The 11,523-nt window shown below is 42.3% G+C and carries 11 protein-coding genes; 7 read left to right on the top strand and 4 right to left on the bottom strand.

Annotated elements, in window-relative coordinates:
- Positions 1-20: 20 nt before the first annotated feature.
- From Q4574_RS18865 to Q4574_RS18850, 4 genes are all read right to left on the bottom strand, one after another.
- A complete protein-coding gene (locus Q4574_RS18865) occupies positions 21-179 on the bottom strand; it encodes a hypothetical protein (RefSeq protein WP_303476527.1) in 159 nt (52 codons plus the stop codon).
- 294 nt (positions 180-473) lie between these two features.
- A complete protein-coding gene (locus tag Q4574_RS18860) occupies positions 474-1,013 on the bottom strand; it encodes a hypothetical protein (RefSeq protein WP_303476525.1) in 540 nt (179 codons plus the stop codon).
- A gap of 179 nt (positions 1,014-1,192) precedes the next feature.
- Complete coding sequence (locus Q4574_RS18855; protein WP_303476523.1) at positions 1,193-1,459, bottom strand: helix-turn-helix transcriptional regulator; 267 nt, start codon at positions 1,457-1,459, stop codon at positions 1,193-1,195.
- A gap of 269 nt (positions 1,460-1,728) precedes the next feature.
- Entirely contained in the window at positions 1,729-2,616 is an 888-nt protein-coding gene (locus tag Q4574_RS18850) for a LysR family transcriptional regulator (protein WP_303476521.1), read from the bottom strand.
- Positions 2,617-2,781: 165 nt separating this feature from the next.
- Here Q4574_RS18850 and Q4574_RS18845 point away from each other — a divergent pair, with 165 nt between their 5' ends.
- The 7 genes from Q4574_RS18845 to Q4574_RS18815 all read left to right on the top strand — a co-directional run bounded on the left by Q4574_RS18845 (position 2,782) and on the right by Q4574_RS18815 (position 11,182).
- Positions 2,782-3,963, top strand: coding sequence for an MFS transporter (locus Q4574_RS18845; RefSeq protein ID WP_303476519.1), 1,182 nt, complete (start codon positions 2,782-2,784; stop codon positions 3,961-3,963).
- Between the two features lie 10 nt (positions 3,964-3,973).
- Complete coding sequence (locus tag Q4574_RS18840; protein ID WP_303476516.1) at positions 3,974-4,903, top strand: TIGR03571 family LLM class oxidoreductase; 930 nt, start codon at positions 3,974-3,976, stop codon at positions 4,901-4,903.
- Positions 4,904-4,925: 22 nt separating this feature from the next.
- Entirely contained in the window at positions 4,926-5,078 is a 153-nt protein-coding gene (locus Q4574_RS18835) for a hypothetical protein (RefSeq protein ID WP_303476515.1), read from the top strand.
- 529 nt (positions 5,079-5,607) lie between these two features.
- Positions 5,608-6,330 carry an ABC transporter ATP-binding protein gene (locus Q4574_RS18830; protein WP_303476513.1) on the top strand — a complete coding sequence of 241 codons (723 nt, stop codon included), beginning with the start codon at positions 5,608-5,610 and terminating at the stop codon, positions 6,328-6,330.
- Complete coding sequence (locus Q4574_RS18825) at positions 6,327-7,754, top strand: DUF3526 domain-containing protein (RefSeq protein ID WP_303476512.1); 1,428 nt, start codon at positions 6,327-6,329, stop codon at positions 7,752-7,754. The genes Q4574_RS18830 and Q4574_RS18825 overlap by 4 nt, the downstream gene beginning before the upstream one ends.
- On the top strand, positions 7,751-9,025 hold the full coding sequence (locus Q4574_RS18820; RefSeq protein ID WP_303476511.1) for a DUF3526 domain-containing protein: 1,275 nt from the start codon (positions 7,751-7,753) through the stop codon (positions 9,023-9,025). Before Q4574_RS18825 ends, Q4574_RS18820 begins: the two co-directional genes overlap by 4 nt.
- 12 nt (positions 9,026-9,037) lie before the next feature.
- A complete protein-coding gene (locus Q4574_RS18815; RefSeq protein ID WP_303476510.1) occupies positions 9,038-11,182 on the top strand; it encodes a TonB-dependent siderophore receptor in 2,145 nt (714 codons plus the stop codon).
- Positions 11,183-11,523: the final 341 nt, after the last annotated feature.

The raw sequence follows: 11,523 nt of genomic DNA, 5'->3' as shown, positions 1-11,523 counted from the left end.
AATGGGTTAGTGGTGTTTAGTTAGCTGAAAAAATCAAGAATGTTGCCATACCAGCTGCTGGTTTCTTCAGTACCAATGGGTGGCTTTTGCTTAGAGCCAGCGTGTGCTTGAGTGGCAGCAACAGAGGTAGTGAGTGCTATTGTCAGCATAGCGGCTTTGATAAGCGTGTTGTGTTTCATGGTCTTTCCTTACTTTAATTAATGGGTTAGTGGTGTTACTTAGCAGAAAAAGTTGAGCCTACTTTACATTAAAAGGGTGTTTCAACTGTTTCGGCTGTGGGTGATTTTAGTTTAGATTTAGTGCAACCACGGCTAGTCACCGCGGAGGTGGAATGTACTAAAGCAAGCTGAATAGTGCTCAAAACGCTTTCGTGCTTCATTGTTTTCCTTACTTATATCTAAAAAAAGCAAATGTGGATTTAAATCCACAACAGTGTAACAGTATGCGTTTTTTTTAAACAATTTTGCAGTAATTTATGCGCGGAGTAGTTTGGGTATGAGTAACTTATAGCTTTCGTAGAAAACGATCCAGATTAGGTAGGTATAGCAAAGTTGAGCTAGGTATGGATATGAAGTCCAAATCAACATTACTTTTGTATAGTCAAATACACCTCGAATAATGTATTCAATAATCATAAACATTTGCAGTGCGGCGAATAGCGCATTGAGTTTGTACATTTGCCAATCGAGGTTTACCGATTCTACTTTTTGCTTTGGCAATAAATCAGACATGTAGGCAACACGCATGAAAAAAAGGTGTCGAGCAAACAAGTAAGAGGATTGTAACGAGATGTACCAGTAAATTTCAGGGGCGATTATTTGATAAAATATCCAATAAAATTCAGCGGATATTGAAATAATGAGACTTAGCAACAGGAGTCTACTTGCTTTGTCGTATTTGATCTTCCAGTAAACGGCGATACTCAGCAGGTAGAAAGAAGCTTTGATCAAATCCGTAAATTCTAATTCGCTAATAGACCAGGCCGTTTCTTCAACTAATCGCTGAAGCACCAAAATAATAACAACACCTAAGACATTGATATTTTTCCGGCACACGATTGCAGTAAATACTAGGATACAGATAAATAATCGGTCGAATAAAAGGGGATTTCCAAAAGTATACATACCCGCAAAGATAAAAAGCCCTCCTAGGAGGGCTGTAATCAATTTGGGCAAATAATGAGAAAGTAGCATCAGCTATGTGAAAAGCCGAAATAATCCATCACGGTTGAGAAAAATGACTCTCTCGTTTGTTCAGAGGCCCTTTGACGACAAACAGACCACCATTTACTGATAACCTCTACGCCAATACTATTCATGGTTTCAGGTTTGTCATTTTCAATAGCTGACACAGTTTCTCTGCTGATCCCAACTCGCAAACCAAGCTCTTCCTGAGTATAACCAGCTTCTTTTCTCAAAGAACGCAGCTGTTCGCCGCTAAATCTCTTTCTTCGTGACATCGACTTTTCCAATAAAATAAAAATCGGTAAAAAACTTACCAGATGAAAATATAAGCTAAAAAATTCTAACAGTAAATCTAAAATTTCATTTTTTTACTTTATTTTTATAAAACATAGACCATTTAGTCAAAAAACTTCAGATCCCCAAGGGTTTTGAGACGTTTCCTGGGCTTTATTAAATTCAGCGCTGATAATTTTTGCTGTGAGTTCACAAAATAATATGACTGTTTTAATCAGTAAAAGTACACAAAAGCGGCTTGTTTAAGCCATTAGAGAGTAAGTTTTGGCTGAATAAAATCTAAGAATGCTGATATGCGCGACGATACCGCACTATTTTTGTAATACACGGCTTGTATCGATTCTCGTCGATTTGGCGACATAATTTCGTCATCCAACACAGTAACCAATGAGCCAGCGGCAAGGTCCTTATTCACCATGAAGTTTGACAGCAAAGCAATACCTTGGCCTGCTAAGCAAAGATGTCGTATGGCTTCGCCACTTGATGCATACAAATTGAAGTTCAGCTTCGCCTGTTGTTTAAGTGGCCATTTATTCAAGTTAGGAGAATCGCTAAAGCCTATCAGCCTATGGTTGGTAAGCATACTTACATTGCCGTCAATTGGATGGCGTTTAAGGTATTCTGGGCTTGCTACCAAGTGCAACTGACTCTTCCCTAATCGTTTAGCGTGTAAATTGGAGTCGCTCAAATCACCTATTCGAATAGCAATATCAGTTTTATATTCCAGCAAATCGATAATGCTGTCATGACTAGTAACTTCTAACTTGATGTCGGGGAAAGCTTGGTTAAATTCGCCAATCAACGGGACAAGTTGGTGAAGAACAAAAGGGCTAGCGGCATCCACTCGTAACTTACCTGAAGGAGAATGCTTTAATAGTCGTAAGGTTTCCTCTCCCTTTTCAAGTATATTCAGCCCGTCTCTTGCGTACCGCAAAAACAACTCGCCTTCTTCAGTCAACTCAAGCCTGCGGGTCGTTCTGTTTAATAAGGTTGCGTTTAGGGATTTTTCTAAGCGCGTGACTGAACGGCTGATCTTGGCCACTTGCTGTTCGAGTAAGTTGGCTGCACTGGAAAAGCTACCTGTATCAACCACTGTGAGAAAAGCTTCTAAGTCTTCAGTTTTCGCTTTTACTGCCATTGCCTGCTCTATTTTATCAAAATTAACAAAAGTATTTTGTCATTAATGCTGTTTTTTGCAAATAAAAATAACGCAATACTCTACGCACTTACTTAACTATCAGAACGTCGGTGTACTTAACAATCATTTAAGAGCACTGACAAATTCACTTTAGAGGATAAAAAAATGCCTATTGCGTTATTTGCTTTAACTTTGAGTGCCTTTGCTATTGGCACCACCGAGTTTGTTATTGTCGGTCTGGTACCGACCATTGCAGGCGATCTTGGGGTTTCGCTACCCAGTGCCGGATTGTTAGTTAGTCTTTATGCCCTAGGAGTTGCCATTGGTGCCCCAGTGCTAACGGCATTAACAGGCAAGTGGAACAGAAAGCACGTATTACTTAGCTTAATGGCCTTATTTGTGGCGGGCAACATTCTTGCTTGGCAAGCACCTAGCTATGAAAGTTTGATTATGGCACGGATTCTTACAGGTTTGGCCCATGGCGTATTTTTTTCCATTGGTTCGACTATTGCCACCGGCTTAGTGGCAAAGGAAAAAGAAGCCAGCGCTATTGCAATTATGTTTACTGGTTTAACTGTCGCACTCGTCACTGGCGTACCCTTAGGGACTTGGATTGGCCAACATTTTGGTTGGCGAGCGACATTCCTGGTAGTTTCAGGGCTAGGTACACTTGCCTTAATTGGCAGTGCTTTATTAGTGCCAAATAACCTTAAGCAGAGCAAAGCAACTACGTTAAGCGAACAAATGAAAGTCTTAATACAGCCACGTTTAATTTTGGTCTATTTAATGACGATTCTAGGTTATGGCGGCACCTTCACTGCTTTTACTTACCTTGCCCCCATTTTGCAACAAGAAACCGGATTTGCACCTTCTGCCATTAGTTTAATCATGTTGGTGTACGGGGTTTCTGTCGCGGTAGGCAACATCTATGGCGGTAAATTGGCAGACAAAAAAGGCCCTATTCGTGCGCTAAGCGTGATTTTCACCTTGCTGTCAGTCATTCTTTTAGCCCTTACTTTTACCATGGGAAGTAAAGTTGCAGCTGTTATCACCGTATTGGTTTGGGGGGCATTTGCATTCGGTAGCGTGCCAGGCCTGCAAGTGTATGTTGTGCAACTTGCTGAAAAATTCACTCCTAATGCCGTAGATGTCGCCTCTGGCCTTAATATTGCCGCCTTTAACATAGGGATTGCCTTAGGTTCAATCATCGGAGGAAGCATTGTTGATGGTATGGAGCTGTCAGACACAGCTTGGATTGGGGCTTTGATTACCATAATTGCACTCGCCGTAACCCGTTACAGCGGACATCTAGACAAGCGCTCACTAGCAACAAGCAATAATGCATAAGGAGCCAGGTATGACAACGGGAGTCTCACAAGCAGCAAACAATACCTTTGACAAATTGGCTAAGGATACATTTTCAGTTGGCGTAGAACTGCCCCTAGACAATGATTGGGCCCGCTTTGATGCTACACAGGGGACGCCGTTTGGCGTTCCTGACATGAGCCAACATCATGGGAGAATTCAGCTGGCCGATAAGTTAGGCTTTAGAGTTGCATGGGTTAGGGATGTGCCCATTTACGACCCTAATTTGGGCGATGCAGCACAAGTTTTTGAGACCTTTAGCTACCTTGGGTATTTGGCTGCTATCACTGAAAATATCATACTGGGTACAGCGGCCGTGGTACTGCCATTGCGCCAACCCTGGTTAGTTAAAAAAGCCGCTGCCACTATTCAGCAGCTTAGTAATAACCGATTAATTCTGGGGGTTGCTAGCGGCGACAGACCCGTTGAATATCCATTGTTTGACGTTGATTTTGAAACTCGCGGTGAAACGTTTAGACAATCGTTGAGTATTTTAAAAGAGGGTGAAAAAAGCTTATCGCAGGGCATGGATTTATTACCTAAATCGCCTCAAGCTCCCCTTTATGTAGCAGGGCTTGCTCAGCAAAGCCCGCAGTGGGTTGGCGAAAATATGGACGGTTGGTTGGCCTATCCAGGCACACCTAGCGACCATGTTAAGCGGGTTCAGTTATGGCGAAATGTGGCAGGCGACAAACCCTATGTCAGTTTTATTCATTTAAATTTATTAGCAGAGGATCAAGCACCGATAAAACGCCATCGATTTGGCATTGAAACCGGTGTGAATGGTCTTATTACAGAGCTAAAAGCCATGAAAGACGCCGGTGTTAACCACATCGGCCTACATTTTAGACGCAACGCCTTGCCGGTTGAAGATGCCATGCAGCGTATTGCCGACCAAGTGTTACCCCATTTTCATCAATAAGGAGGCCGCCCAGTGGCTGCGGTTGATTAAAGATGCAGAGAGGTTGTTGGGCCAAATTGCTCAGCAAACCATTGTTGTCGAAAACCCGCATAAATTTGATTTTGCCAAACTCAACGATGCTTTGCAGTTTTCTAAAATAGAGAAACAAAAAGCCGTGGTTGAGGTGATTAAATAAAGCTAGAGCATAAGCTCGATATACTTAAACAGCATATCGAGCTTTTAATACTTGATTGATATTATTTTTGAGCGTGGTAAGCCTTAGAAACTGCAAAGCTGTCTTCAAACCAGTTCCAGCTTTTTACTTTACCATTTTCAACATGGACACGTACCGCCCAGCTAAATTTTCCAGTATCGACACCCGATTAGCTAGTACTCTTTTATGCTGACAGCTGCAATCATGATTAAAAATCTCGTTATTTTGCGTTGACCAAGATTGCATGGGAGTAAATACGTCGAATAACAATGTTTAGTGACTAAACATTTAACACATAGAAGCCGTTCTCCCTTATTTACCCCAACCGCAACGTTATACGTTTAACCTCTATTTCTGCCCCTGTGTGGCTTAAGTGTAGAACTTATCAATCCATTCCTTTTTGCCACAACAAAAATCAAAATAAAAAAATATACAAAACGTGATGTTATATTATATCATTCCAATTCTTTTGTAAATCTTCTATCACCCACGACCGATACAGAGTAAATAAATGCACAACGAAATTATTGTAGCTTCGTCTTTAAGTGTTCGTTTTAACCAACAAACCGTATTAGACGATGTCAGTTTTAAGGTTCAAAAAGGAGAGGTGTTTGCCCTACTAGGCGGCAATGGCGCAGGCAAATCAACCACGTTAAAAACTTTTCTAGGCACTGTGCGGCCTTCAACTGGTAAGGCTGAAGTTTTAGGCATGTCGGTCACTAAGCAAATCGACAATATTCGTCAGAAAGTCGCCTATCTGCCTGAATCCGTTACCTTATACGGACACCTTTCAGGTATTGAAAATATCTCTTACTTTCTTTCGTTAGCGCAAATCTCACGAACGCAAACAGAAATAGAGCAAGCGTTAACACGGGTAGCATTGCAATCGTCTGCTTGGCATCGAGCGATGGCTGACTATTCAAAAGGGATGCGCCAAAAAGTCGCCATTGCTCTGGCACTGTTGCGAGAAGCGCCCGTATTGTTTTTAGATGAACCCACATCCGGCTTAGACCCAAATGCAATAGACGAATTCAATCAGCTAATCGCAACCTTAGCAGCTGAAGGCACGACTGTATTTATGGTTACTCACGATGTATATGGGGCCTGCCAAATTGCCCATCGAATTGCGTTATTAGATCAGGGGAAAATCGTCGGTATGTTCGAGCGAGGGGAAGATTCTCATATCGATACCGAAGTGGTTCACTCCGCCTTTTCAGCGAGAAACAAGCGATGAGTGCCATTAGCCAAATAACCAAAGACGAATGGCGTTTTTGGAAACGAACAAAAACGGCAACCAGTATATTGCTCATTGGCATTTTGCTAACCATCATTTCTGCGCTGATCAATAGCGTGCAAATGGAGCACGCTACCCATGAGAGGGAACACTTTCAAGAGGCATCTGAAGCTCAATTTTTTGAGCAGCCCGATCGTCACCCCCATCGAATGGTGCACTATGGACATTATGTTTTTCGAGCACCTTCTCCCCTAAGTATTATTGAACCTGGTGTTGATGCCTACACCGGTACTTCAATTTTTTTAGAAGGGCACAGACAAAACAGCGCCGTATTTTCCGATCAAAGACAGGCATCAGGAATGACCCGGTTTAGCAGCTTAACACCCAGCTTTTTGCTGCAAGTGTTGGTGCCTCTTTTCATCATATTAATTGGCTATGCCAGTATCACCCGCGAAAAAGAAGCCGGTACACTGAATATCATGATCACCCAAGGGGTGAATATATGGCATTTACTGTTTGGTAAGTACTTAGCCTTGGTCGGTAGCGGTATTCTGATGTTATTGCCATTAGTGATCGCTGCATTTTGGGCAACAACCAAGGGGGAGTCATTTTTACTGACAAGTAGTTTTGTTGGAGGTTATCTTCTTTATATTTTAATTTGGAGCGGAATTGTTTTAACGGTTTCAGGGTTAAGCAGAAAAAATAGTGTGAGTTTTGCCACTTTGGTTGGTTTGTGGATTATTTTTTGTATTCTTATTCCTCGTATTGGTAGCTCCAGTGCCGCTGTTCTAGCGCCATCTCCCGGGAAACTAGAAGCAGACTTTGCTGTTTACGAAGAGCTCAGAAAACTTGGAGACGGACATAATGCCTCATCTCCCGCGTTTGAAAAATTAAAGAAAAATCTGTTGATAAAATACGGTGTGGAAAACATTGATGAGCTGCCTATTAACTTCCGCGGCACTGTTGCCAAATATTCCGAAGAAAAACTTACTAAAATTCTGAACAAATTTTCTGAACAGCGTATGGAGGAGGAGTTACAACAAGCCAAAATCGCGCGCCAGTTCGGTTGGATAACCCCAATGACGGCTATTCGTTCTTTTTCAATGATGATAGCCGGCACAAGTTTAGAAACTCACCACAGATTTTTGCGAGAAGCTGAAAAGTTAAGGTTTGATTTTGTGCAATCTCTTAATCAGGTCCATCAAGACACCTTAGATTATAAAACTGATATGAATCGTCATAACGACAACCAAGCGGCGCGAGTGAGTGCCGGCAACTGGCGTGTCTTGTCTGAGTTTTCTTTTACGCCAGATAGCGCGACAGTCAGGCTTGCTAAAAGTGTCCCTCATTTTCTGCAATTACTGTTATGGGGAGCAATTGTCTTTTTGGGTCTTCGTTTTGCAGTAAGGAGAATTAGCCAATGAGGTTTTTTTCAAATATTCGTCGAGAAGCCGGTTTTCTTTTTAAACAAAAGTATTTATTGGGAATACTAGGCATCGCGTTTTCCTTGTCGATATTCGCTGTTTGGTCTGGTTTGAGTGAAATGCAAAGCCAGTCAACTACCATTGAACGATTAAAAGAAAAAGACAAAATAGACCGCGATAGTGTAATAGCACACCAACCAGATTACGGCATGGCCGCATACTACACCTTTAATTTAACCTACTCCGAGCCTTCTTCATTGGCGTTTGCGGCAATAGGGCAAAGAGACATTTATCCCTGGAAACACCGTATTCGAATGCTAGCGATTGAGGGGCAAATATACGAAACCGATGCTGATAACCCGGAGCTCTCGTTTTTAGGGCGCTTTGATTTTGCCTTTTTAATCAGCATTTTGTTGCCTCTCTTCGTCATTTTATTATTGCACGACTTGCGCTCATCGGAGCGTGAAGCAGGACGCTACGATTTATTGCTCACAACAGCGGTAAAACAAAAGTTCCTGTGGTTTCCTCGTGCTTTCGTCATGAGTTCCGCCTTAGGGGGAGTTATATTGGCGCCATTTATTGTCGGCGCTATTGTTTCGGGTGCATCTTTTGTGGAAACAGCTTTTACCATCATGGTGGTCGTGGCTCACATACTATTTTGGACGCTACTCATTTTTTGGTATACCTCAAGCCGATTAAGCTCAAATCAAAATTCTACTAAAATCGCATCGGTACTATTGTCGGTTTGGATCCTGGTGAGTGTCTTAATCCCTGTTGCTAGCGATGTTGCGATTGACAACATGGTCACGAGTCCGAGTGGGGCAGATATATTATTGACTCAACGCGAAGCCGTAAATGATGCTTGGGATTTGCCTGAATCTGACACTTGGGACGCTTTTTTAGCTGATTATCCCCAATGGAAAGATCACATTGATATGGGACCGACATTTGAATGGAAATGGTATTACGCGTTTCAGCAAGTCGGCGATAAAAAAGTCAGCGAACTTTCCAAAGCCTATCAACAAGCAACCCTAAAAAAAGACACGCTTGCAGGAAAATTTGCACTGTTGTCACCGCCGATGTTAACCCAAAGGTTAATGTCTTCATTGGCTAAAACAGACACGCGTGCGGCCATGCAATATGAACAAGATATTCGCGCCTACCACAAAGCTTTGCGACATTTCTATTACCCGCTGTTGTTTACTCGAGCGGAATATCGTTTAGAAACAATGTCAACATTACCCAAATTTTCCGACTACTCCACACAATAAGTAATGACAAACATGAAAATGAAAACAATAGCTATGAAAAGCCATTTACCTATGCGCTCACTGAAGCCTCTGAGTTTTTATATTGGTGCTGCTTTACTCGCGCCATTCGCGGCGCAAGGAGCGGATCTTACAGAGTCGGCAAATGAGAGTTTAGAAGTGGTTGAAGTAAAGAGTTTACGCCAGTCTTATCGCGGCAACGTGAAAGTGAAAGATTTACCGCAAGCTATCGCTAGCATCTCAAACGAAACCCTCGAAATTACGGGTATAACAGGGCTAACTGAGTCCTTAGAGTTGGTCAGCAGTGTTACCCGACAAAATGATTTTGGTGGCTTATGGGACATGTTTGCAATCAGAGGGTTTGCTGGGGACGAAAACTTGCCTTCGGCTTATTTGATTAATGGTTTTAGCGCTGGCCGTGGTTTTAGCGGTAACCGTGATACTTCGAACGTTGAGTTTATTGAAGTGTTAAAAGGCCCTAGCTCTGCACTTTATGGTCGCGGAGAGCCCGGTGGGACAGTGAATATCACCACTAAAAAACCTCAATTCCAAGAAGCTGGCTATCTTAAACTGACCGCAGGCAGTTATGCTCAACTACGTGCCGAAGGCGACTACACCAATCGGCTTACTGACAATTTAGCATTTAGAGTAAATGGTGCACATGAAGACTCAGAAAGCTATCGCGATACGGTAGATAAGAAAAAAACCGTCATAACCCCTTCATTTCTCTATCAACTGAGTGACCATACTCTTGTCAGTTATGAATTAGAATATTTAAAGCAAGAAGCCGACATGGATCGCGGGGTTGTTTATGTTGAAGATAAGCCTTTTTCATATTCAAATTTCTACGGTGAACCCGCGGATGGTCCTGTAAAAATTAACGCCATTGGCCATCAACTTGAAATTCAGCACGATTTATCGAGTGATTGGGCCTTTAACGCGGGAATAAGCGTGCGGACTTCGTCGTTTGAAGGCAGCGTGTCTGAACCTCGTTGGTATGATGCTGACAACAACTATGTGGTTCGTCAACGGCGCTACCGAGAATTTGATGCTGAAGATTATTCGGGACGCTTTGAGTTTAGTGGCACCGCACAATTATTCGGTTTACAACACAACCTATTGATTGGCGGCGATGTATACGAATATGAACTCGATCGTTTAGTTCTGCGTTACCGTCATTCAGGTGAAGAAGGTGATGGTGCCGACGCCTACGCCATCGATTTTGACAACCCCACTTATAGGAATGATTTACCTGAAATGGGATCAAATATTGATGATCTTGAAGAGCAAAGCGGTCAAGGTATCTATTTTCAAGATCAAATTAATTTAACCGATGCTCTAAAAGCCATGTTCGGCATCCGATTTGATAAATTTGAACAAGACATTACCAATCGTCTTACCGACACTAAAACCAGTATTTCAAAATCTTACTCTAACCCCAGGTTGGGCTTAGTTTATGAGTTGTCAAATGAAGCCCGAATTTACACAAGTTATTCTGAAGGCGCTAGGCCAAATTCCGGCGTCAATTCTGAGGGTACAGGCCATGAACCTGAAGAAAGTAAATCTTGGGAAGTGGGGCTAAAATGGGAATTAAGCGATCTTGGATTCCAAGGCACCGCGGCTATTTTCAATACTGAAAAAAACAACATTCTGGCAAGTAGCCCTGGTGGCGACGGATCAACCGAAGCAATCGGCGAAGCGCAAAGCCAAGGTTTTGAAGTGGATATGTCATACAACTTAGCCGCGGACACGCAATTATCTCTGTCCTACGCCTATGTCGATGCGCAAAATTCAAAAGAGATCACACTGTGGGATTATTATGTCATTGAAGAAGGTGCTCCGCTGGGTAATGTGCCAGAGCACAGCGGTAGCTTGATGCTTCGTCAATTCGCTCAAGTGGGTGATTATCAAGGCAATGGAGGTATAGTTATTCAATATGTTGGGAGCCAACTAGGTGACTTCTTGGAACAAGACTTTTACTTACCCAGTTATACTCTCATTAACCTATTTGCCAATGTTGAACTCAGCGACAACTTAGAGCTTAACCTTAACGTAAATAATTTACTGGATGAAGAATATTACCAAAACTCTTATTTTGAAGCTTGGACTATGCCGGGCGCACCGCGCACAGTAAAAGCCTCGATCAAATACGCATTCTAAAATCAAAATGTCAGCTCATAGGCGAGGGAAATTCCTCGCCTATGTCTGTTTTAATATTCAGACCTAATACTCATACTACTTTAATACTCAAACTGTCCCTTTATAATTTTGTTTGAGATCATTAACTCAAGTCGTGCTTTTTCTTATGGGGACAGGTCCTTCTATTAGGCTTCGTAATCAGGTTTATGGAGCTAATAAGCTTGATTGCCACACCCCTCCTGTTTCGCTGATATTGAATATGTTGTTTTAACCGCAAGCCCTAAAAGTTTGAATAAGGATGGTTTTCGGTACTTTCAGTACCGATATCGCCGTTATTTTAAACCCTACGGGTTTAGCTTTGT

The organism is Aliiglaciecola sp. 3_MG-2023 (genome assembly GCF_030548205.1).
GTDB lineage: Bacteria > Pseudomonadota > Gammaproteobacteria > Enterobacterales > Alteromonadaceae > Aliiglaciecola.
The sequence above is the reverse complement of the archived record's forward strand: the minus strand, read 5'-3'. Positions and strand labels throughout refer to the sequence as shown.